Source organism: Shinella sp. M31, from assembly GCF_049199205.1.
In the GTDB taxonomy this organism is placed as follows: domain Bacteria; phylum Pseudomonadota; class Alphaproteobacteria; order Rhizobiales; family Rhizobiaceae; genus Shinella.
Map to the genome: position 1 here is coordinate 1 of NZ_JBLZPH010000141.1, position 22404 is coordinate 22404.

The 22404-nt window shown below is 63.9% G+C and carries 18 protein-coding genes; 4 read left to right on the forward strand and 14 right to left on the reverse strand.

The window, feature by feature from the left end:
* Positions 1-73: 73 nt before the first annotated feature.
* The 5 genes from ACOZKU_RS22375 to ACOZKU_RS22395 form a co-directional block, all read right to left on the reverse strand.
* Positions 74-850 (reverse strand): SDR family oxidoreductase, encoded by a 777-nt coding sequence (locus tag ACOZKU_RS22375; protein ID WP_421580747.1) that lies wholly within the window; start codon positions 848-850, stop codon positions 74-76.
* Positions 851-1043: 193 nt separating this feature from the next.
* Positions 1044-1265, reverse strand: coding sequence for a hypothetical protein (locus ACOZKU_RS22380; RefSeq protein ID WP_314085168.1), 222 nt, complete (start codon positions 1263-1265; stop codon positions 1044-1046).
* Positions 1266-1434: 169 nt separating this feature from the next.
* On the reverse strand, positions 1435-2811 hold the full coding sequence (locus ACOZKU_RS22385; protein ID WP_421580748.1) for a sensor histidine kinase: 1377 nt from the start codon (positions 2809-2811) through the stop codon (positions 1435-1437).
* The gene (locus ACOZKU_RS22390; RefSeq protein WP_421580749.1) at positions 2808-3464 is read right to left on the reverse strand and encodes a response regulator; all 657 of its coding nucleotides are present in this window, start codon (positions 3462-3464) and stop codon (positions 2808-2810) included. The genes ACOZKU_RS22385 and ACOZKU_RS22390 overlap by 4 nt, the downstream gene beginning before the upstream one ends.
* Positions 3465-3550: 86 nt before the next feature.
* The gene (locus ACOZKU_RS22395) at positions 3551-5197 is read right to left on the reverse strand and encodes a phosphoethanolamine transferase (protein WP_421580750.1); all 1647 of its coding nucleotides are present in this window, start codon (positions 5195-5197) and stop codon (positions 3551-3553) included.
* Between the two features lie 164 nt (positions 5198-5361).
* Between ACOZKU_RS22395 and ACOZKU_RS22400 the strand changes: the two genes are divergently transcribed.
* Together ACOZKU_RS22400 and ACOZKU_RS22405 are read left to right on the forward strand one after the other, a co-directional pair.
* The gene (locus ACOZKU_RS22400) at positions 5362-5505 is read left to right on the forward strand and encodes a hypothetical protein (RefSeq protein ID WP_314085176.1); all 144 of its coding nucleotides are present in this window, start codon (positions 5362-5364) and stop codon (positions 5503-5505) included.
* 147 nt (positions 5506-5652) lie between these two features.
* Complete coding sequence (locus ACOZKU_RS22405; RefSeq protein WP_421580751.1) at positions 5653-6312, forward strand: glutathione S-transferase family protein; 660 nt, start codon at positions 5653-5655, stop codon at positions 6310-6312.
* Here the strand turns inward: ACOZKU_RS22405 and ACOZKU_RS22410 are convergent.
* From ACOZKU_RS22410 to ACOZKU_RS22440, 7 genes are all read right to left on the reverse strand, one after another.
* A complete protein-coding gene (locus ACOZKU_RS22410) occupies positions 6309-6668 on the reverse strand; it encodes a hypothetical protein (RefSeq protein WP_421580752.1) in 360 nt (119 codons plus the stop codon). The two genes, ACOZKU_RS22405 and ACOZKU_RS22410, sit on opposite strands and share 4 nt — an antisense overlap.
* A 36-nt stretch (positions 6669-6704) precedes the next feature.
* Positions 6705-8861, reverse strand: a complete 2157-nt coding sequence (locus tag ACOZKU_RS22415) for a cellulose synthase (protein WP_421580753.1) — start codon at positions 8859-8861, stop codon at positions 6705-6707.
* A 163-nt stretch (positions 8862-9024) separates the two neighbouring features.
* Positions 9025-11373 (reverse strand): cellulose biosynthesis cyclic di-GMP-binding regulatory protein BcsB, encoded by a 2349-nt coding sequence (locus ACOZKU_RS22420; protein ID WP_314085184.1) that lies wholly within the window; start codon positions 11371-11373, stop codon positions 9025-9027.
* On the reverse strand, positions 11370-13541 hold the full coding sequence (gene bcsA, locus ACOZKU_RS22425; RefSeq protein ID WP_421580754.1) for a UDP-forming cellulose synthase catalytic subunit: 2172 nt from the start codon (positions 13539-13541) through the stop codon (positions 11370-11372). The genes ACOZKU_RS22420 and bcsA overlap by 4 nt, the downstream gene beginning before the upstream one ends.
* Before the next feature lie 84 nt (positions 13542-13625).
* On the reverse strand, positions 13626-14615 hold the full coding sequence (gene bcsN, locus ACOZKU_RS22430; protein ID WP_421580755.1) for a cellulose biosynthesis protein BcsN: 990 nt from the start codon (positions 14613-14615) through the stop codon (positions 13626-13628).
* A gap of 55 nt (positions 14616-14670) precedes the next feature.
* Entirely contained in the window at positions 14671-15450 is a 780-nt protein-coding gene (locus ACOZKU_RS22435) for a LytR/AlgR family response regulator transcription factor (protein ID WP_421580756.1), read from the reverse strand.
* Positions 15447-16556 carry a sensor histidine kinase gene (locus ACOZKU_RS22440; RefSeq protein WP_421580757.1) on the reverse strand — a complete coding sequence of 370 codons (1110 nt, stop codon included), beginning with the start codon at positions 16554-16556 and terminating at the stop codon, positions 15447-15449. The genes ACOZKU_RS22435 and ACOZKU_RS22440 overlap by 4 nt, the downstream gene beginning before the upstream one ends.
* A 279-nt stretch (positions 16557-16835) precedes the next feature.
* Between ACOZKU_RS22440 and ACOZKU_RS22445 the strand changes: the two genes are divergently transcribed.
* The gene (locus tag ACOZKU_RS22445) at positions 16836-19169 is read left to right on the forward strand and encodes a pre-peptidase C-terminal domain-containing protein (protein WP_421580758.1); all 2334 of its coding nucleotides are present in this window, start codon (positions 16836-16838) and stop codon (positions 19167-19169) included.
* Between the two features lie 37 nt (positions 19170-19206).
* On the opposite strand, the gene ACOZKU_RS22450 is transcribed toward ACOZKU_RS22445, so the two are convergent.
* Entirely contained in the window at positions 19207-20655 is a 1449-nt protein-coding gene (locus ACOZKU_RS22450) for an amidohydrolase family protein (protein WP_421580759.1), read from the reverse strand.
* 407 nt (positions 20656-21062) lie between these two features.
* On the opposite strand from ACOZKU_RS22450, the gene ACOZKU_RS22455 reads away from it, so the two are divergent.
* The gene (locus ACOZKU_RS22455; protein WP_421580760.1) at positions 21063-21794 is read left to right on the forward strand and encodes a GntR family transcriptional regulator; all 732 of its coding nucleotides are present in this window, start codon (positions 21063-21065) and stop codon (positions 21792-21794) included.
* A 46-nt stretch (positions 21795-21840) separates the two neighbouring features.
* Here ACOZKU_RS22455 and ACOZKU_RS22460 read toward each other — a convergent pair whose 3' ends face one another.
* On the reverse strand, positions 21841-22326 hold the full coding sequence (locus tag ACOZKU_RS22460) for a GlcG/HbpS family heme-binding protein (protein ID WP_314085199.1): 486 nt from the start codon (positions 22324-22326) through the stop codon (positions 21841-21843).
* Between the last annotated feature and the right edge of the window lie 78 nt (positions 22327-22404).

Below are 22404 nucleotides of genomic sequence, written 5' to 3' on the forward strand. Positions count from 1 at the left end.
GGGGAGGTTTGCGGTTTACCCGAAAAGTGGCTCATACCGTTAAAGTTCCCACGTCGCGCACAGCCCGGAAGTCTCACCCCCGCCCGACGAACGGCATGTTGGTCGCCATCACCGTCATAGTCAGCACATTGGCATCGAGCGGCAGGCTCGCCATATAGATCACGGCATCGGCGACGTGCTTGACCGACATGGTCGGTTCGCTGGCGATTTCGCCATTTGCCTGCAACACGCCGGCATTCATCCTAGACGTCATGTCGGTGGCGGCATTGCCGATGTCGATCTGGCCGCAGGCGATGTCGTATTTGCGCCCGTCGAGCGCCGTCGACTTGGTGAGGCCCGTGATGGCGTGTTTCGTTGCGGTATAGGGCGCGGAATTGGGGCGCGGCGCGGTAGCGGAAATCGAGCCGTTGTTAATGATGCGCCCGCCACGCGGCTCCTGCGCTTTCATGATCCGGAAAGCGTGCTGGATGCAGAGGAAGGCGCCGGTGAGGTTGGCGGCGAGGATGCCCGACCACTCCTCGAAGGGAATGTCCTCCAGCAAGGCCGGCGACACATTGGAGCCGGCATTGTTGACGAGCAGGTCGAGCCGGCCGAAGTCCCGCTTCACCACATCGAACGCCGCAGCCACGTCGTCCGGCTTGCCGACATCGCAAGCGATGGCCCGGACGGGATTGCCGGTTTCGCCGGAAATCTCTGACGCCGCCATCTCCAGCACGTCCGCGCGACGGCCGGTAATGACGACGCGATATCCCTCCGCGCTCAAGCCCCGCGCAATGGCAAGGCCGATGCCCGTGCCGCCGCCCGTCACCAGCGCGATCCTGCCGTTTCCGGTTCTGCCCCAATCGGTCATGTCAGCCCTCCGCCGCTCTCACCCTGCTCCGTCAGACCCGGCGCGCAAACGCGACCGTTCGGACATCCAGGCTGGATGGTGGAAGCGATACGGAGCGGCGGCGCAGCCGGGGCGCGCCCGTTCTACGACGCGTTTCCGCGCTTGACCAGCAAGGAGGCGCGACTGTCCGCAGCGAGCAGTCCGCCGATCTCGATCAGGAATGCAGATGGATTCGCTCGCGGCGTTCACGCATCGCCACAAGCTCTTGTTCGATATGGATTTTTCGCGCCTCGTCCATCGCCGCTGCGATGGTTTGGCCCATCACGCGCACGCAGTGCTCGGACAGCGGCTCGGTAGCCCCATGGCATTCTGCTGCATGAATTTTGTTGAGTGCGCTGGCGAGCAGCCGCGCATAGTCTTCCGGTTTGCGACCCATATTCCCCACCTCTTTTTGATTATGACCACATAAAACCACATAATGCGGCAAAAAGCCACACCTTTCTCTCGGGAAAATGAAAAAATACCGAAAATTCCGAAGCCCTATCGAAGCCGGAACACTGAAAAACGAAACTGTTTAGGAATGAGCCAGAAGCGGTCAAAAAGCCTCAACCGGCAGGCGGAAACACGATCTCGGCCTGAAAACCGTCACTGCGGCCCGGCACCGGCGAGCTCAACACCAAGTTTGCCCGCATCTGCTGCAGCAAGCGGTCGGCAATGGAGAGGCCAAGGCCGGAACCGGCAGCGACCGTCTTGCCGCGGGCAAACCGCTTGCGCACCGCCACAAGCTCCGTTTCGGAAAGCTGTGGCGATCCGTTGGAAATTTGCACGTTTCCCTCGCCCGTCAGATGAATCTCCACAGGCTCGCCGGCCCGTCCGTGCAACAGCGCGTTCTCGATGAGGTTTCGCAGGACGATGGCGAAGGCATCGGCCGTGCCCTCGTAAAGGCGCGGTGCGGCAAGCTCGCTCGTGAAATGGATACGGTTAGCATCCGCGGAGGCGCGCTGGAAATCAGTGACCACGACGCCGACCACATCGGCGATGTCGAATGTGGTTTCCGCAACGCCGATGCCCGCTTCGGCGCGGGCAAGCTGGAGCAGCTTTTCGGTCAGCTTCGTGAGCTTTTGCAGCGAGGCCTCGATCTGCTGCGCACGGGCGCGCGTCGGGCTGTCGTCGAGTTCCGAGAGCAGAAGCTGCGTCTGCGCCAGCGCGCCGGCTATGGGCGTGCGCAGTTCATGCGCGCTGTTGGAGGTGAACTCCCGCTCGGCGGCGATGACGGCGCGCAGGCGCGACAGGAGCAGATTGACCGAACGCAGGATCGGCTGGAGTTCGTGCGGCAGATGCGCCGCCTCGATGGCCGCGAGATTGCCGCCGTCCTTCTCCGCGATCGCCGCCCGCAGCGTCTCGACCGGGGCCAGCACCCGCCGCACGGCAAACCAGACGGCGGCGATGGTGATCGGCACGATCAGCAACACCGGCAAAAGCAGCGCGAGCGATCCCTCGCGCGTCGCCTCGTCGCGCTCCTCGGCGGTGTCCTTGACCTGCACGAAGGTCACGCCGTCGGCCGCCACCGCAGTATAGATGCGCCCGTCCTCGGCCTGCCAGAAACCCTCCTTCAACGGCGCTTCGAAGGGCTTGGTCGTCGCGGAATGCGAATGCAGGAGAACGCGGCCCGTCAGGTCGCGCACCTGGTAGGACAGATATTCATCTTCGACGGGCGTGCGCAGTGCCTCGATGCGCTGGGCCTCACCCAGATCCTGCCGGCTTCTCAGATCATCGAGCAGCAATGGCGTCAGGCGCTCGGCCGTCTCCTGCAAAGCGCTGTCATAGATCTCACCGAACTCGTCCTGCATGATGAGCGCACCGAAACCGACCGCGACGAGCCACAGCACCGTGATGGTGACCGTGACCCACAGCATCAGCCGGCCGGCGAGACTTTGGTATTTCGAGCGCGCAGCGCGACGTGCATCCGCCTCTTCCGTCATCGCCCCAGCCTGTAACCGATGCCGCGCAACGTCTCGACGCAATCCTTGCCGAGCTTCTTGCGAAGCCGGCTGACATAGACTTCCACCGTGTTGCTCTCGATCTCCGAGCCGAAGGCATAGAGCGCCTCCTCGATCTCGCTCTTCGAGACGATGGCATCCGGACGGTTGGCAAGCCGCGCCAGAACGGCCCATTCCCGGCCTGAGAGATCGACCGGCGTGCCGTCGCGCAGCACCCGCCGGTCGGTAAGCTGAATGGAGAGCGCACCGGTCTCCAGGACCGGCAGCGACGAGCCGGAATAGCGCCGCGCCACGGCCAGCATGCGCGCGCCAAGTTCGCCGAGATTGAAGGGTTTGACGAGATAGTCGTCCGCCCCGCTGTTCAGACCTTCGATCCGGTCGGAGATCTGGTCATGGGCGGTCAGGATGATGACCGGCGTCACCGCACCGGCCCGGCGCAATTCCGTGAGCAACGTCAGGCCGCGGCCATCGGGCAGGCGCAGGTCGAGAAGGATCAGATCGTAATCGACCGCCCGCGCCGCCGCTCTGCCGTCATCCAGCGTCTGCATCCAATCGACCGCATGGCCGAGACCGGCCACGTAATCGCGCACCGCTTCGCCCAAAACGGCGTCGTCCTCAATCAAAAGAATTCTCAAGCCAGACTCCCGAAATTGGGAGTCACAATAGGCATCACGCCTTTCGCCCGCAAGCACGCGTCAAATCCGCCGGAAGATCGGTCCGGTCAGCTCGTCGCACCGAGCCGGCAGGCTGAGATGATATCGAGCGCCGGGTCGCGCACCTTGGTTTCCACCCGCATCATGCCGAGCACCGAGTGGAAGAGGTTGTCGTGCGACTGCGGCTTCGTCGTTTCTTCCTTGAGGCAATCCGCCGAATAGGCCGCCTTGGCATCCTTGCCGAGCCACAGCACGAAGGGCACATGGGTCTGCTGCGGCGGCGCGATCATATAGGGCGCGCCATGCAGGTAGAGGCCGAATTCGCCGAGCGATTCGCCATGGTCCGACATATAGAGCATGGAGACGTCGAGACGGTCCTGCTGGCTGGCCAGCCGGTCAATAACGCTTGCAAGGATGTGGTCGGTATAGGCGATCGTGTTGTCATAGGCATTGACGATCTCCTCGCGCGAGCAATCGGAGAAATCCGCGCTGCGGCAGTCGGGCACAAAGCGGCGAAACGCCTCCGGATAGCGCTGGTAGTAGGCCGGGCCATGGCTGCCGATCTGGTGCAGGACCAGCACGGTATCCCGGTTCACCGAGCCGATCCAGCCGTCCAGCGCGTCGATCAGCACCTGGTCTTGGCATTCGCCGCCCGAGCAATAGGCGGGGTTGCCGCTGTTGATCAGCGAGTGCACCTTCAGAAGCCTGGCGATTCCCTTGTCGCCAGTATTGTTGTCCCACCATTCTACGTCGATGCCGGCATGGGAGAGCACGCCGAGCAGGCTCTGCGTCGCAAGCCCCTTGCGGTGCGAATATTCGGCGCGGGTATAGACGGAGAACATGCAGGGCAGCGAGACGGCCGTCGCCGTGCCGCAACTCGTCGTCTGCGGGAAATAGAAGATATCCTTCTTCGCCAGTTCCGGATTGGTGTCCCGTTCATAGCCACCGAGCGAAAAATTGTCGGCACGCGCCGTTTCGCCGGCAACCACGATCATCAGGCGCGGCTTGCGCCCGGTGACCGGCCCATCGCTGACGCGTGCATCCTCACCCAGGGGCGCTGCGACGATGTTGATATTTCCGGATTCACCGACGGCGAACTGAACGGCGGTGACGAGCGGCACGAAGGGGTTCAGCGTCTCGAACCAATCATGATGCGAGCGCACCGCCGCGGCATAGACGCGGGCATGCGAAAGGCCTGCGACGAGAGCAATGACCAGCGCCGGCACGATAACGGCGAGATTACTCCGCACTTTCCGGAAGAAGGACCGGTGGCGGACCTTCACCCAGATAAGCAGCACTACGGGCAGGATGCCGAAGATCAGCATGTGGAGCACGAAACCGGGCGTGATCAAATGCCCAGCCTCTGCGCTGTTGGTTTCGGCGGCATTGCGGATCATCTCGATATCGATGACCACGCCGAACTGATCCATGAACCAGGCGCCGGCGGCGGCGGCCAGAATGAGAACGATGAAGACCGGCTTCATCACATACTTCACCGACACAGCGACACAGAGCGCGATGTAGAGACAGGCGACGCCGATAGCGATAGAGGCGAAGGTCGTCGGGCGGCCTTCCAGATAAAGCCAGCCCTTCGACCAGAAGCTCTGGTTAGTGATGGCCAGGAGGTAGAGTGATGTCAGGATGGCGACCGTGATGCTGCCGAGCTCAGGCCTCCACAGGCCCTTGCGGCTCGTTGCTCCGGTGTCTTCGCGCATCGTCTGTTCCCTTCCGTCACCCTGCCGGCGCACCGCATGGGAAGCGCCAGCCTGCCCGTCCCTGCCGGGGCAAGCTGACACCAGGCTGAACGAAGCTGCCGCGCTATTCAGCGTCACGTCAGCTTTCGCCCCCATAAGACTTCGGACACTGCATGAGGTGACATTTGAAATCGAAGCTGCTCAATCCGGGAACGCTGTTCGTGACCGCCTTGGTCGTGATGATCCTGGCAATCCCTTTCGCGCAGCTGGAGCTAACCCGGGCACGCGGCGACGGCATACCGCAAGTTCTCCTTTGGCGGGCCGGTTAAAACTGCCATCAACGCCTATTTTCCACCATTGCCAAAGCGAAACCGACTTTTCGCATAGCGATCGGATCATAGTGTCCTAAATCCCGAGAACCGATTGCATTTCGCAATCAGATTTGCGACAAGAGGGCATCAAACGCGGAGGTCGCCATGAAACCGGTTCTCTATGCTCATCCCTTTTCCAGCTATTGCCAGAAGGTACTGACCGCGCTCTACGAAAACGGCACCGCGTTCGAATACCGCCTGCTCGATCACAACGATCCCGAGACCCTTGCGGATTTCGAGCGGCGCTGGCCGATCAAGCGGTTTCCCATTCTGGTCGATGGCGACCGGCAGGTGATGGAAGCGACCATCCTGATCGAATATCTCGACCTGCACTATCCGGGACCGATCAAGCTCATCCCCGCCGACCCGGACAAGGCGATCGAGGTGCGCATGCTCGACCGCTTCTTCGACAACTACATTTCGACGCCGCAGCAGAAGATCGTCTTCAACGCCATCCGTGCAGAGGCCGATCGCGATCCCTATGGCGACAAGGAAGCCCGCGACATGCTGGAGCGCGCCTATGCCTGGCTCGACCGGCATATGGAGGGCCGTATGTGGGCATCGGGCGATACGTTCACGCTGGCCGATTGCGGCGCCGGTCCCTTCCTGTTCTACGCGGACTGGACCCATGCCATCGATCCGGCCTTCACCCATGTGCATGCCTATCGCAAGCGCCTGCTCGCCCGCCCATCCTTCGCACGCGCGGTGGATGAAGGCCGCCCTTTCCGGGCCTATTTTCCGCTCGGCGCGCCGGACCGCGATTAACCGGCCGGGCACCCGCGCCGCTCGCGGGCCGACGTCTTGCGGGCCACGCCGGTGACGACGAGCACGGATGTTTCTTTCCGACGCTCGACATGGCCATGCAGCGCCATCCGGCCGAAGTAGAGCGCATCCGTCTGGTTGATGCGCTCGCGATCCGCCTCGGCCAATCCGTCCAGCACGGGAGAGATGCTCTTGAAGGTCTTGCCCGAAGCGAGATCGCGCACCATCGATGACGGGCACGGCGCCTTGAAACAGCGCAGGCCATTGTCGCAGACGACATAGAGGCGGTCCGCCGCGGCAACGGGTGCGGCAAGGCTAAGCGACAAAAGCGCCGCGCAAAGGCAGTCCCGGATTTTCATGCCGCATCCTCCGTGTGAATTGCGGCCGAAGCGCAATCAGTTCGGCCGCCGGTCTTCGGCGCGCATTTCGGCAAGCGCACGGATGGCGTCCTGCCGTCCGGTTTCGCCGAGCGCCTCGAACAGGCGCGCCGCATCGACCCGCATGCCGAGGTTCTTGTAGGAGAAGGCGCGCAGGATCATCAGATCCGTCGGCTCGGCGCGCAGCTGGCTGCGCTGGTCGAGATAACCGATGGTCTCGCGATAGCGCTTGGCGCGGAAACTGCTGACAGCCCGGTCGGCGAGAATGGCGGTCTGAAGCTCGGCCCCGCGGCTTCCGTCAAGCTTGGCCTTCGTGGCGGCGACGGCGGCGTCGCTGGTCAGTCCGGCGCGCAGATAGGCAAGGCTCTGGCCATAGGCCGCGTCGCTGCGCGTGCGTCCCTCGCCATTCAAAGCCACTTCGAAGGCCTGTGCGGCTTCCAGCGGCCGGTTGCGCTCCATCAGGCACCAGCCGAGCGTCAGGGCACTGGCTGGCGCCAGCCCAACGGGGTTTCGCGTTGTGCGGCATCCGGTCGTCGAAGCGACAGCATTCCGCGCCATGCGCACGGTGCGCTGCGGCCGGGCGGCAATCTCTTCGACATCCTCGCGGGCAACGACACGCTGGCTCGTGGCGGCGAGCTTCGGCTGGCGTTCAAGGATCACGTCGGCCTTCCGGTCCGTCGCTTCCTTTTCGCCGAGCAGGGCAATGCGCTCGGAACGGCCGGCCCAGGCCTGCTTGACCGCCGCGAGACCGGCCTCGTCCTGAAGACGCAGCCGTGCGACGCCGAGACCATAGGCGGCGGGCTCGTAGTCCGCTTTCCATTTCAGCACCTGGCCGAACCACGCCTCGGCGGTGACAGGCTGGTCCATGGCCAGCGCATACCAGCCGAACTGCTCGCCCGTCTCGGGATGCTTTTCCTCCAGCGTCACCTGCGCGATCCTGTTCAGCACCTTGGCATCGAGTTTCGGCGGCGGATCGAGCGCCAGCAGATTGGTGGTCGCGGCCAGATAGGTCTTCATCGCCTGGTCGGAGGCCGTGCGCCAGGCATACATCACATCTTCGGCCTCGCCCGGCATCTTGCGGGCGAGGAGAATGAGCGCGAGGCCCTGCGAGGCGGAGGCGGAATCCTCGACGGCCCGCGCCTTGCGGAAAAAGGGTTCAGCGGCCGCGTTCTGGTCGCGCCGCAGGTGATACCAGCCGAGCAGCAGCGCATCGGAGGCAAGCCCCTCGTCCGTCACCAGCTTTTCGACCAGCTTCAGATAGACCGGCGCCACCGTGATTTCGGGGTCCTCGTCGCCCTCGCCGACGAAACGGCGCGCTAGATCGCTGCGGATCCCATCGAATTCCTTCACGCCGTCAGGCCCGGCACGTTCGCGGGCCAGCAGATCCTGCATGTCCTTGTAGCCGAGCAGCGTCGAGGCCTTCTGCACGGTCGCCACCCGCACCGGCGCATCGGCGCAATTGTCGAGCATGTAGCCATAGGCATCCTTGGCGCGCTGCACGCGCTCGGTCTTCACGAAGGCCTCCGCGACGCGCCAGAGCACGTCGGCATCCGAGCAGGTGAGCAGGCTCGGCGTTTCCGCCCCCAGCCGCACGACATCCTCGCTCTTGCCAGCATTGGAGGCGGCGACCAACTCGGCGCGCTTTTCCGCCACGTCGAGGCGGTCGACCAGATCGGCCGGCGGCGTCCATTGCGGCTCCTGCTTCTGACGCTCGGCGATCGCCGCGCGCACATCCGCATAGCGCGACTGGCTGTAGAGCGCCCACATCGCCTCCAGCTGCTTGTCTTCGTTGACGGGCACGGCAAGCGGATTTTCCGGCGGGGTCCAGGTGGGGTAGAGGGCGCGCAGGCGCGCGATCTCGGCATTGAGCCGCGCCGTATCGCCGCGCGACGCGAAATAGCGCAGCGCGCTCTCATCGACAACCGGGCGGCGCTCCGCGGTGTCGACAACCGGGGTGGTCTTTGCCTGGCCGTTTTCGACCTGGGCGATCTCCACGCGCGATTGCTTGGCGACGGCGGTCGGCGCGTCGTCGGTGCTGCTGGTTGCCACCTTGTCGGTGCCCACGCCAAGGCGCGGCATGCCCTTCGTCAGATCATCGGGCACGCCGAAGGACAGGCCGGCGACACCGGCCGCACCAGCCGAGGCAAGGACGACCGCCATGAGGATCGACTTCATGCCGAGCTTCCTTCGGTACATTTCAACCACACGGCTCCTCCGATCCGCAATGACGCGCATAGGCAACGCCAAGTGCCTACAGGAGGAAACCAACGAGCCTTGATAAAAGCGCGATAGGGTTAATCATGCGTAAACAGGCACCCGTCAGTGTTGCGGGGTTTGCTCAGAGCGGCCGGCCGAAACGGCGCAAAAGCCCTGAGGTCGCGATGCCCAGGAGAATCGACAGGGCGCAAAAAACCAGCGCATAGGCGAGAATGTTCGATGACAGCCAGTTGGCCGCGATCAACCTGACATTGGCAAAGGTCCACGGCTGGGTCGCAACGAATCGGGTGCGGCTGACCGCACGCGTATCGAGCGCATCGGCATCCTTGCTCTCGAGCGTGATATAGCCGTCGAGCTGCTGCCAGCGATCCTCCTGCGCCACGGCCTCCATGCCGGCACGCAGATCCGCGCCCGTGGGGGCGGAAACGACGGTCCAGACGGCGGTGCTTTCGGGACTGTCGCCCTGCGCGACGAGGAAGCGTGCCGCATCGTCGGGCGCCACCAGCGCCTCTGCACCCGGAAGCAGGCGGAGCGACGACAGCGAGATGTCGAAAGTCTCCTGCAGCCACGTTTCGAACGCCGAAATCTGCCCGCGCCAGGAACCGCCCCGCACGCGCGACTGCCATTCGTTGAGCGCATCCTGTGTCGCGCCCTGCGCGGCCCCCGCACCCGCGCTGCCCCAGCTCGAGGCACTTTCCGGCTCGATATGCGTCTGGCCGAGCACGAGCGGCGGAAGCTGCGAGATCGTGCCGAAAAGGATGGCATCGCGCTCGCCGATCGCCAATGCCGAGGATTCCGGCCGCACCTGCAACGCCCGGCCGCTCGAAACGGCCATCTTGCCGAGGAAGGTCGCGCTCGTCGACAGCGTATCGGTATCGAGACGGTCGAGATAGAGCGCGATCGGATCGGTCGCCCGCGAATAGGGAAAGCCGGTGCCTGAGAGCGCGGCGAGGTTCGGCAGCTGCGCGATTCGGGCAAACCGCGGCATGCGGAATTCAGATGTATCGAAGAGCGCGAAACGCGGCTCCTCCGACGCGCTGGCGCCGGGCGCGCAGACCTTGTCGGCAGCGGTCATCAGCACCGTCTCGATATCGATGCGGTTCGGCCCCGGCCGGAAGTGCCGCATGGTTACGCGGATCGGCAGATGGCGGAAGATGCCGCCATTGCGGCTGGTGATCGGCACCGTCGAGGCGATGTTGCCGTTGACATAGATATCGACATGGCTGCCCGGCAGCACTTCCGCCGAATAGGCGGCGTCGAGCAGCAGCGTCGCCTCGCCATAGGCGCCGGCATAGAAATCGGAGGGAATGCCGACATCGAAGCTGGTGCGCAGGCGCCGACCGCTGAACTCGGCGGTGCGCACGCCGAGCGAAGCGAGCTTCAACGTCGTCGCACCCGCCAGCAACGGCATTTCGGCGGCATTGCGCTGGCGAACGCTGAGCGCCTCGCGCGTCACGCCGAGCGGCCGGTCGATGGGTGAGACCATGCCCTCCACCGCGCCTTCGATGGACGGCCAGTCCGGACCGCTGACGACGAAGATCTTGCGGTCGCCCGAGGGCGCATCGACGAAGGTGGCGATCGCCGAGGAACCGGCGGAGGCCGGCAGGCCGGGCAGCAAAGGCAAGAGATCCGCCGCGGTACCGACCATGACCTGCAGCTCGCCTGCCCCACCGGTTGCGGGCAGGGCATCGACCACGTCGAACGTCTGGTTGGGCATCTTCGCCATCAGGGCGAGGCCCTGGCTCAGCCGCATCAGGGCATTGGTGGCGACCGGCTGCCCCATCTCGGGTACGACCATGGTGAATTTGGTCTGGCCGTTCGGGCCGACGCCGATGCCGGCAATATCGTCCGTCGTCAGCAGGCGGCCGCTGGTGTCGCGCGGCACCGTCAGGTAGGTGCGCGCCGGGTCGAGCGACGTCCACAGATCGTAGGTCGAGCGGATCGTGCAATCGGTGCGGTGCCGCTGCACGGCATTGAAGGTCACGCGGTTGACGCCGGGCCGCAGCAGCCCCGCCGGCAGGTCGAAGCGCATGTCCTTCGTGCCCTCGGGCGACTGGACAGGCATTTCGCCGACCGTCACGTCGTTGACGACGACGGTGAGGCTGGAAACTTCGGGGGCCACCACGACGGCGTTGGAGTAGCCAAGGCTGATCGACGTCGCCGCAGCCGCCTGTTGCGGTGTCAGATAGACGGGGAAGGACCGGCTTGCCGCCTCGCCTTCGAGCATCAGCATTGTCGCCGGAATGATGTAGCGCCGTGTTGCCGTGTCGGAAACAGCGGCTGCCTTTTGCGGCAGCTTGGTTTCGACGGCCGGCGTTGCGTCATCGACGATGGCCGGTTTCGTTTCCGTGGTCGGGCCGCGCTCGCCCGACATGTCGAAGGGCACCGCCGCCTGCTGGGCGAAAGCGGCCGATGCCGAGAGCAGAAAAGCAAGGCCGAACAGCGCGGACTTTTGCGGAGAGACCCTCACGACGTGCGCTCCTTCTTGCGCTCGCCGCCGAAGCTGCGCACGAAATAGATGAGGCCGCGGCTCGTCTGGTAGGCGGCGATGCCGAGGAACCAGAGCGTGCCGCGGAAGAGGCCGGGATTGTAGCGGCGCGAAATCTGAAAATCGCTCCACTGGTTGGAATTGGCGAAGATCAGGTCAGCGACCAGCGAATGGTGGCGCGCGACCTCCGGCATGAAGCGGCAGCCAACGGCCAGCACGCTGCCGAGGCTTTCGACATTGCGCACCTCGACGGGCAGCCCTTCCTCCTCCGTCGCCCCGGATGGCGTGAAGCGCAGATAGCCGCGTGCATTCGCTTCGACCTGCGTCTCCAGTCCGAAGACCTGCACGCGTGCACCATTGGCGGATACGTTTTCCAGCGTCGAGGGATAATCGCGGCCGTCGAGCACGAAGGTGCAGCGCCGCTTGACCGTCACGCGCCGGCTCGCGGCCCTTTCGCTGCGCTCCGAAACCACGCCGAGCGCACAGCCGGCAATGAGCAGGTTGAGCAGGTTCCACGCACCGACGACGAAAGTGACGTCCGCCTTGTAGGGCTCGTTGTAGAACCGGTAGATGCTCATGAGGAAGGCGATGAACAGCACACCGAAGATGACGAAAAACGGCCGGCTGATTTCCGACAGGCGTGACACGCTGATCGACTCGTCCTTCGCCGTCACCTTGAAGGTCGGCTTGGTCGGGTTGAGCATCACCGACACCACGGCCGGCAGGAGGTGCACGCTCTGCACATATTCGTAGAGTTCCGAGATCCACGGCCAGCGGAACGAGCCGTAGAGATAGTTCTGCATCATCAGGTTCACGAGCATATAGGCGAGCGTGTAGCCCAAAAACTCGCCGCCGGAGGCCGTGAAGATTTCCAGATCGAAGAACAGGTAGAACAGCGGCGCGACGAGGAAGATCGTGCGCGGAAACGGAAACAGCCAGAACAGCATGGACGACATGTAGCAGAGCCGCTGCGGCACCGAGAGCCCGCCTTTGAAGAGCGGGAAACGGAAGCGCAGGATCTGCATCATGCCCTGCGCCCAGCGGCTGCGCTGGCCGATGAAGCTGGCGAAGGTGGCGGGCTGAAGGCCGGCGATCAGCGGCTTGTCGACATAGACGCTGTTCCAGCCGCGCGAATGCAGCGAGAGTGCCGTCTCGCAATCCTCGGTGATCGACAGGCCCGAAAAGCCGCCGGCCTCGTTGAGCGCCGTGCGCCGGAGCACCGCGGCAGAGCCGCAGAAGAACGATGCGTTCCATTTGTCGAGACCACGCTGGATGATGCCGTAGAACATCTCGTTCTCGCTCGGCATCTTCTCGAAAGTGCGCAGGTTGCGCTCCAGCGGATCCGGATTGAGGAAGAAGTGCGGCGTCTGGACAAGGAAAAGTTTGGGATCATCGGCGAAGAACCCGACCGTCTCGCGCAGAAAGTCGCGCGCCGGGGCATGGTCGGCATCGAAGATGGCGATGAGGTCGCCCGTCGAATGCTGCATGCCGTTGTTCATGTTGCCGGCCTTGGCGTGCTCGTTGCGGGCGCGCGTCAGGTAGTTTACGCCGAGATCGCGGCAAAGGTCCTGCAGTTCACGGTGCCGCGCTTCGGCGGTCTGCGCCTCGATCACGGCGGCCGCGTTGCGCTTCTGCTCCGTGCCGCCGTCGTCGAGCAGCCAGATCGTCAGCTTGTCGGCCGGATAATCCATCGCCTTGGCGGCGGCGAGCGTGTTGGCGAGAAGGCCGATATCCTCGTTGTAGGTCGGCACGAAGACATCGACGGAGGGCAGCCGCCCCTCCTCGGCCCTGCGGCCCTTGCGCGGCGGCAGCGGCATCGACACGACGAAGAGACTGAGCGCCAGCATCATGACGCTATACATCTCGGCGAGATAGAGCAGGAAGCCCGGAATGAAGTTTTCAAGCTGGTTGAGCGGCGGCAGCGTGCTGGTCGTGCGCCAGTAGACATAGCGCAGCACGACCGCCGTGCCGAAGGCGAGCGCGATCAGCCGCCAGATGCCTTCCGCCCTGAGCACCTTGATGACGGCCATGAGCGTGACGACCGCGATGCTGGCGATCAGCTGGGTCTGCAGATTGATCGGCAGCGTGATGACGAGGATCACAAGTGCAGAGACGAACGCCCACAGGATGATCGTGCCAGTATGTCTCATATGCTGTCCTTCGCCATCATAGCGTTGCAGCCCGGACCTTATGCACTATTCTGTTAAGGAAAAATTAGACCGGGCGGTCGCTTGTCAATTACAGGTTGCTGAACCCGATGCGCCCGTGACGCAGGCGGGTGAAGGCACCACGATCGCATCCTCCGCGCCGGTCGTCGCCGTCGTCGATGCCATGCCGCCGGAAGGCGACGGCACCACCACGATATCCTTGGCCACGACATCCTTGGCGACCACTTGCTCGGTGCGTCGGGCAACGGGCCTGGTTTCGGCGCCACGCCTGAAGGCCGGTGCCCTTTCAACCGTTTCAACACTCACGACGGGGCGCCGAGGCTCTTCGATCGCCACGCGCAGCGGCTTACCCCCGCCGATCTCCGGATCGACTGCCGCCGGGGTGCCGTAGGGATTCCATGTCACGCCCGAGAATCCACCGGTGATGGTGTAGCCATACATCAGTTCGACCAGCTGCTTCTCGCTTGCCCCCGCCTGGCAGACGCGCAGGCGGATCTGCAGCATGCCGAAACTGTTCAGGAGGTTGCGGTCGGCCTCGTCCGACCGGATCTGCTGCCAGCCATAAAGGCAGCCGTCGTCGCCGGCGCCGGGACCGTAGGCATAGCCGAAGGGGCCATAGGTATTGCGCACGAAATTGCTTGATATCGTCAGCCGTCCGCCGGGCACGTAGCTGCGGATTTCCGCCTGAATCGCCGAATGACGCACCGGCTTGAAGGCCAGCCCGCCGGCCGGCATCGCGACCGTTTCGGCCGGACCGAAGGCCTGGATGCTGATGAAATTCTGACCCGATGTCGAGGCGGAGGTCGACAGCGCGATCTGCTGCTCGATGGCATTGGTATACTGGCGCTGCACCACGCTGACGATCGACAGCGTGCCGGGTGCCGGCAGCACCAAGGCACTTGCGGCCGGAACCGTCGAGGACAGGGTTGCAACGCCCGCGCCCGGCTTTGCCGCACAGCCGCCAAGCACCGCTACGCCCAGCGCTATCAGCAGGGAGCCCACCCAAAACGTGCCGCCGCCACGGCCGGAAAAACGAATCGCTGCCGAATCATCCATGGCTCACTCATATTTCGGCCGGCGCAGAATAGGAATCCCCAGATCCCACCACATTCTAGGGCGCAATGAGCTTCATGCAGGACAGATAGCTGCGGCCGATCCGCACCTCGCTGCCGTCGAGAAGTTCCGCCGCCCATGCGCCATGCCGGCCACGGCGAAAGCCCTTGATGGCCTCCGTGCGCAGGATCGTGGACCGGTGGACGCGGATGAACTGTTCGGCCGGCAACCGGCTTTCGAGCGAGGCTAGCGTCTCATCGAGCAGATAGGTTTCGCCGTCGGCATAGAGACGGGAATAATCCCGCTCGGCATCGATGCGGGTGACGCCCGCCGCCGAAACCCGCACCAGCCGCCCGCGCGAGCGCACCCAGAACGGCGGCAGACCCGCCTGTTCCCGGCGCATGGCCTGGCGAAGCGCATCGAACGCCGCCGTCATCTCCGCCAGCCGTTCGGCGGCATTGCGGGTCTCGAGGCGCTGGCGCACGCGCAGGAGCGCAGCTGCCAGCCGCTCCTCCTCCACCGGTTTCGTCAGGTAATCGACGGCATCGGCGGCGAAGGCGGGAAGTGCATAGTGACCGAAGGCGGTGACGAAGACGATGGCGGGCGGCGCGTCCCGCAGGGCATCGACCACGTCGAAACCATCGCCGCCCGGCATGCGGATATCCAGGAGCAGCAGGTCCGGGCGATGTCGCCGCACGGCCTCGACCGCATCGGTAACATCACCGGCCTCGGCAACCACCTGCACACCGCCGATGGCGGCAAGCAGCCGGGCAAGCCGCCGGCGCGCGATCGGCTCGTCATCGACGATGATGGCCGTCAGGTCGCGTTCGATGCTCATGAACGGTCCAGCGGCAAGAGGAGGCGCACACCGAAGCGGTCGGGACGGATGTAGCCGCTGGAGAGCGATGCGGCCCCGGAAAAATGCGTGGCGATGCGGTCGGCGACATTGCGCAACCCGATGCCCATGCCCGCCCGCATCTCGCCGGCTTCGGCCTGCGGCGCGTCGTTCTCCACCGAAATGACCAAAGCACCATCTGTTCGCTCCGCCCGCAACGCGATCTCCACCGGTCCCCGCGTCGCGCCCACGCCGTATTTGACCGCGTTCTCGAAAAGCGGCTGAAGGATCAGCGGCGGCACGCGAATATCGCGCACGTCGTCATCGACGAAGAAAGAGACTTTCATGCGGTCGGAGAAACGCGTGCTTTCCACCGCGAGATAGTCCGATTGCAGCGCGAGCTCCTCCTTAAGCGGGATATCCTGTGTCGGGTCCAGCGTCAGCGTCTTGCGCAGAAAGGCGGAGAGCTTCAGCACCATGCCCCGTGCATCGTTATTCTCCCCCTCCTCGATGAGCCCGGCCATCGCATTGAGCGTGTTGAACAGGAAATGTGGATTGACCTGATAGGCGAGCGCCCGCATCTGCGCCGTCAGCGCCTCCTCGCGCAGAGCCGCCATACGCTGCTCGCCTTCCGCCAGCGCCAGACTATAGCAGAGCACGAGAGAGAGGCAGCACCAGCCGAAGAACAGCGCCATGCTGGAGACGGTGCTGTAGGTGAATTCCTTGATATCGAACGGCACCGGTTCTGGATAAACGCAAACGATATAGATCAGATAGTCCGCACCCGCCGAAAGGGGGGCGGCGGCGAGGGACAAGACGAAGGCGGCGGTTGCCTGCTGCCAAAGCGGCCGGGGCAGCGTATGTTTCAGAAGGATCGACATGCCGATCGTCAGCAGGGATGCGAACGCGATCGAGGCAAGCTTGCCGGGCGCCGATTCGAGCGGATCCGTGCCGGCAATACCCCAGAACACGCTCGTCGAAACGAAGACCGCCAGCCAATAGGCTGCCGCAAGGCGCAGGATGGCCTTGCATCGCTCCTTCTCCGCCCCTTTCCACCCCGCACCCCTGTATGCCATCGCCGGATACCCGGCCTCGGCTAGATTGGCCATTCCATCCCTCGTGCCCGTCACCATCCGGGCCGACTATTCCGCCGATTGCCGCGCCTGTCGATAGACGCTCGTCGCCGCGACAGGGCCGTTCGCAGAAATTCGCTCTATCGGAGGTAGCGGCCGTGTTCTATCCCCGACGCGGCGAGAGTGACCGAGATTCGCCGTCCGGCAAAGGCCAATAGGACTTTTCCGCGACGGCCTTGTCGTTCCGCTGCCACGGACGGGTGTTAGTGCCTGCCGGGGCCATGCAGAATTCTGTATCGATTTCGAGGAGTTTATATGTCCACCATTCCGGGCGACACATCTACAAACGCAACGATCAGCACCGGCCAGGTCATCAAGAACAGCCTGACCGCGGCCGGCGATGCCGACTGGTACAAGGCCGCCTTTTCCGAGGGCCTCGACTACGGCTTCCGCCTTTCCGGCGACGGCTCCGGTTCGTCCATGCCCGATCCGGACCTTTATCTCTATGACGCCAACGGCAACTATCTCAAAGGCGAGACGAACTACTCCTCCAGCACCGTGACGATCAGCTTCTCGGCGCTGGCCGGCGGCACTTATTTCGTCGGCGTCAAGGATAACGGCAGCGACATCGGCAACTATATCCTCACCTGGCTCGGCAACGATACGATCCGCCGTGACGTCAACACGACGGCAACCCTGTCGCAGGGGCAGACGGTCAAGGGCACGGTGGATGTCGCCGGCGATTCTGACTGGTACAAAATCAGCCTGAAGGCCGGCCTGGACTACGGCTTCGTCGTTTCGGGCGACGGCAGCGGCGCCTCGATGCCGGACGCCGACCTGTTCCTGCGTGACGCCGACGGCAACTGGGTGGCCGGCGAAACCAATTACAGCAGCAGCAGCAACGCCTTCTCCTATGCATCAAGCCGCACGGGCGTCTATTTCCTTGACGTCAAGGACAACGGCAACGACATCGGAAACTACAAGCTCAGCTGGGTGGGCGCCGACACGATCCAGCGCAACATCACGACAACAGCCGTTCTTGCCACGGGCAAGAGCATCACGAGCGCCATCGACGTCGCCGGTGATTCCGACTGGTTCAAGGTCAGCCTCAAGGCCGGCATCAGCTATGCCTTTACGGTGACGGGCACCGGCACCAGCGGCCTGCCCGATGGCGATATCTTCCTGCGCGACGCCAACGGCAACTGGGTGGCGGGCGAGACCAACTACTCCTCCGCGACGGGTATCGTCACCTTCACGCCGACCGCCTCCGGAACCTACTTCATCGACGTCAAGGACAACGGCAGCGATATCGGCCGATACATCGTCTCCAACCCGAGCCTCGATACCGTCTTCAACAACGTCAAGACGACCCACAGCATCCTGGCCGGCCGGACGATCGGCGGCAAGATCGACGTGCAGTCCGACAGCGACTGGTACGGTTTCACCGCCAAGGCCGGCGTCACCTACACGTTTTCGGCCAGCGGCACCGGCAGTGCGGCGGCGAGCGGCCTCAAGCTGATCCTGCGCGACGCGAACGGCAACGTCATCAGTTCGGATGCGGATACGTCCGCGCTCATCGAATTCAAGGCCACCAGCTCTGGCAAGGTGTTTCTCGATGTCGCCGGTTATTCGTTCTCCACCAAGGGCGACTTCATCCTCACCGCCATCTCGAACGAGGCTGTCCAGAAGGGGACGTCGGGTGCCGATTCCATCAAGGGCGGCGAAAACAACACCACGATTTACGGCTATGCAGGCAACGACATCCTCAATGGGGCCGGCGGCAATGACGTGCTGAACGGCGGGCTGGGCGCAGACAAGCTCTATGGCGGCAGCGGCACCGACACAGCCTCCTACCAGAACGCCACCAGCGGCGTTGTTGCGAGCCTTCTCAATCCCACGGGCAATACCGGTGAGGCAAAGGGTGACACCTATTCCTCCGTCGAGTGGCTCATCGGTTCGGCCTTCAACGACAAGCTGCAAGGCAACGGCGGTGCAAACCGTCTCAGCGGCGGGGCCGGCGACGATCAGCTTTACGGCGAAGACGGAAACGACGTTCTCATCGGCGGCGCGGGTGCGGACAAGTTATACGGTGGCAAGGGAAGCGACACCGCCTCCTATGCGGATGCCAAGGCGGGCGTCGTGGCAAGCTTCGCCAAGCCGACCTCCAACACCGGCGACGCCAAGGGCGACACCTATTCCGCAATCGAGAACCTGACCGGCTCCGCCTTTGCCGACCGGCTCGAAGGAAACGGTGCGGCCAATATCATCAACGGTGGTGCCGGTAACGACCAGATCTATGGTGCCGGCGGGGCCGACAAGCTCTATGGGGGCACAGGCGCAGACCGCTTCGTCTTCAAAAGCGCCGCGGAGAGCACGATGACCGCCCGCGACATGATCTACGACTTCTCGCAGAGCCAGGGCGACCGGATCGACCTTTCGGGCATCGACGCACGCTCATCGACCAGCACGAACGACGCTTTCACCTTTATCGGCGAAAAGGCCTTTACCAAAGTGGCCGGCCAGCTTCGGTACCTAAACAGTGACGGCGACACCTTCCTCTATGGTGACGTCAACGGTGACGGCGTCGCCGATTTCTCGGTCCGCCTCGACAAGACGATCGACTTCGTCAAGGGCGATTTCATCCTGTGAGATAAGATGGGGCGGCTTCGGCCGCCCCATTCTCCCCTCACGGCGCGACAGATTCGTAGCGCGTGTTGCGCCAATAGCCGGAAGGCTCGGAAAGGCAGTCTTCCAGCCCGGCCCGCTCGAACGCCTTGCGCTGCTCGGCAGCCGCATTTTCCAGAATGTCCTGCATATTCAGATGCGCCACGTTGCGACCGCGCATCAGCACCTTTCCATTCACCATCACCGTATCCACATCGGCCGCATTGGCGAAATGCGCGATGCGTAGCACCGGCATGCCCGACGGATAGAGATGGGGCTTGCGCATGTCGACGAGCACGATATCCGCCTTCTTGCCGACCTCCAGCGAGCCGATCTCGTGTTCCAGCCCCAAGGCGCGAGCGGCATCGATCGTCACCAGCTCGATCGCCTTGCCCGGCGGCAGATAGGCGGGGTCGCGGAAATGGCGGCGATGATAGTGCATCGCCTGCGCCATATGCCGGAACATGTCGTAGCCTCGATCCGGCGCGGAGGCGTCCGAGGCGATGCAGACATTGATGCCGGCGTCCAGCAGCTCCGGCACGGGGCAGCGCCCATAGATCGACATGATGGCGCTCGGATTGTGGATGATGGAGGCGCCTGTCTCCTTCAAGGCTTCGAAATCCTCCGGCGTCAGGTCGACGCTATGGCCGAGCAGCGCGAAGCGGCCGAGCAGCCCGAAATCACGCGCCAGCGCAATCGACCCCTCGCGGTGGCCGTCCTGCGTGAAGAGCACGCCCAGCCGTTCGCGCAGCGCCATGACGGCCTCGCCCATGGCGGCGATCTCCCGGCGGTCGGCGGGCTCCTCGATATGTTTGGCATTATAGACGGGCGTCATCAGGCACACGCCCGTGCCGCGGCCGAGCACGTCGTTCCAGCGCTTGATGAGGTCTTCGCTGACATCGAGCTGCTGCTGGAAGGTGACGGCGACATCGCGCACCGGCCCGTCGTCGAAACGGCGGAAGCTGCGCGGGAACGGCGGACGACGCGGACCGACGGCAAGGATGGTGCGCAGGCCCGATTGCGCGGTCGCGCTACAATGGGCATCGCCGAAGGCCGGGTCGTCGGTGCGGATGATGTCGGCCCCGCCACCGAGCAGCGTCATGCCGGTCGTCACGCCGGCCATCAGCCGCTCGAGCATGGTAAGCTGCGCTTCCGCCCGCCAGAAATCCGGTGTCGAGCCCTGGGCATAGACGCCCTCGCAGACCTCGGTCCAGCGATCAACGTCGCCATAGCCGGCCGCGCGGATAAGACCGTGGCCGGCATGGGAATGACAATCGATGAGACCCGGCATGGCGACCATGCCGGTGCCGTCGATGACCTCCCTGGCGCCCTCCGGCGGTGCTTCTTCCTTCGTGCCGATCCCGACGATGCGGTCGCCTTCAACGGCAATCCAGCCGCCTTCGATAACACGACGGCCCGTATCAACCGTCAGCGCCGTCACATTGTGCAGGAGAACATCAGGCTGGCTCATGCCGGTTTCCTTTTTCATACAAATATAGTATTTATTGTACACAAAAACATCATCGAGGCTTCCGGGAAATGCAAGCGATATTCACAGGCCTCCCGCACGACAGGGGGCAAGCATCCATGCCTGTGCACCGTGCTGCGGGCGCATGAAAGCCTCGGCCTGCCGGCGAATTGCGAAATATGGCCGGCTCCAGCATCTTGGGATAAGCAAAACCCTCGTTCAAAGCCACACCATCCGCAAATTTCCGCAATTCGGTATACAACGCCAGTGCGATGTGTTGCGGATCATGCCCGCCATCTTGTATTGCTCGGCGCCAGGACACATTCCTGTCGAACCTTACGCGAGGGATGAACGGAAACAAACGGCGATTGAGCGGTTGGGCGGGGCGTCCGCCGATCGAGGAGAAGACGATGGACCAGGCGTCGAAAACAAAGGCCGGCGTGCGCGCTGCGGCCACGAAGTCCAGAAGGCGGACAGGCCCGACCGACGCGCATATCCACGGCGAGATCTACGGCGCCATCATCAACCATCGTCTGCGCCCCGCCACCCCCTTGCAGGAAGATGCGCTGGCCGGTGCCTTCGGCGTGTCGCGCACCATCATCCGCAAGGTGCTGCAACGGCTTGCGCATGAGAAACTGGTCGAGCTGATCCCCAACAAGGGTGCCTTCGTGGCGCGACCTTCCATCGACGAGGCGCGGCAGGTTTTCGAGGCGCGGCGCGGCATCGAATGTCTGCTGGTCGAAAAGCTGGCGCTGACGGTGACGGAAGACAACATTCGCCAGCTGGCCGGCATGGTGAAAGAGGAAGCCGATGCCGTGGCGCGCAACGACAAGAAGCGCCGCGTCGAACTATCCGGCGATTTCCACCTCGAACTGGCCAGGATGGCCGGCAATGTGGTGATGCGCGATTTCGTGCAGGAACTCGTCTCGCGCACGTCGCTGATCATCGCGCTTTACGAATCCCCCGGCGCCGTGCCTTGCTCGCATGGCGAACATGCCGAGATCATCGATGCGCTGAAGCGCAGGGACGCCAAACGCGCGGCCAGCCTGATGGATCATCACCTGCGCCACATCGAGGCGCAGATCGACCTCGAGGAACAGCCGACTCGCGTCGATTTCAACGCGCTCTTCCGGTCAGCCTGACGGAAACCCCCGGTCTCCTTGCGAAGACCGGGGCTTTACAGGTCTATTACTTCAGCTTGGCGCTGACGGCTTCGATGCCGGCGCGGGCGCATTCGTCGTCGATATCGCCGCTCGGAGCGCCGCCGACGCCGATGGCGCCGATCGTTTCCTCACCGGCCTTGACCGGAACGCCGCCTGCGAGAACCAGCAGCTTGTCGATCGAGACGAGTTCGGCAGCCGCCGGGTTCTTGCCGACGTTTTCGGCGATCTTCTGCGTCGGCGTGCGGAAGGAAGCGGCCGTGTAGGCCTTGCGGACGGCGCTGTCGAGCGTGTGCGGACCGGCGCGGTCGGCGCGCAGGACGACGCGGGTCACGCCGGCGCGGTCGACGACGGCAACCGTCACGTTGAACTTCTTGGCGGCGCAGGCCTTGACGGCGGCATCGGCAGCTTCAACGGCGATATCGAGCGGCATGTTGCGCTCGGTGAGGATCTCGGCCTGGGCGGCGCCGGCAAGCGTCAGGGCGGCAAAGGCAGCGGCTACGAACGTCTTCATGTTGATCTCCATCTGGGGCCGCTCGGTCTCGTTGGCGGCGACGCCCCTCTTTTCGAAGATTTCCGCATTTTGCGGTAT